The sequence below is a fragment of the Lysinibacillus parviboronicapiens genome, assembly GCF_003049575.1.
GTDB lineage: Bacteria > Bacillota > Bacilli > Bacillales_A > Planococcaceae > Lysinibacillus > Lysinibacillus parviboronicapiens.
The window spans coordinates 1-655 of the sequence record NZ_PYWI01000093.1 but is presented as its reverse complement, the minus strand read 5'-3'; the positions used below and the strand labels follow the sequence as shown (position 1 = coordinate 655).

The window sequence follows — 655 nt, the reverse complement described above, 5'->3', positions numbered from 1 at the left end:
CATCCACAAAATCACATACACATACCTCCCCATTTTTCATACATGCAAGTAATTTAATGCGATTCAAATCAGCTGCTGCTTTTAATTGTTTTTCAATTAGTGAGTTTTCCATTTATCTGCACTCCTTATATAACTATTTGCTTATATATTATTTTAAATAAAATCACCTTGAAAAAAGGTGACTCATTTCATTATATAACTATATTCTTATATTATGATTTAATGTTTTGAATTGCAACAGATATTTACCCAATTTGAAAATTTCTTTTTACAACTCCGTTAAACAATTCACCATATCTTAAAAGTTGCAAATAAAAAAACAGCCAGCACACAGCTGACTGCTTCATTGCTTAGCGACGTCCTACTCTCACAGGGGGAAGCCCCCAACTACCATCGGCGCTAAAGAGCTTAACTTCCGTGTTCGGTATGGGAACGGGTGTGACCTCTTTGCCATCATCACTAGACTATTGTCGGCTTTCAATATACAGAGTAAAACTACTCGTTTCTTGAAACCCTATTTAAGAAAGATGTTGTTCTTTCAAAACTGGATAAACGGTGCATTGAATGTTTCAAACATTTTGGTTAAGTCCTCGATCGATTAGTATTCGTCAGCTCCATGTGTCACCACACTTCCACCTCGAACCTATCTACCTCA

1 rRNA gene and 1 pseudogene are annotated in these 655 nt (G+C 35.7%); both read right to left on the bottom strand.

Annotated features, from left to right (window positions below):
- Positions 1 to 112: pseudogene (locus tag C9J35_RS23215) on the bottom strand (ArsR/SmtB family transcription factor); the annotation flags it as partial.
- 236 nt (positions 113 to 348) lie between these two features.
- Positions 349 to 464: ribosomal RNA gene (rrf, locus tag C9J35_RS23210) — 5S ribosomal RNA — on the bottom strand.
- Positions 465 to 655 lie beyond the last annotated feature (191 nt).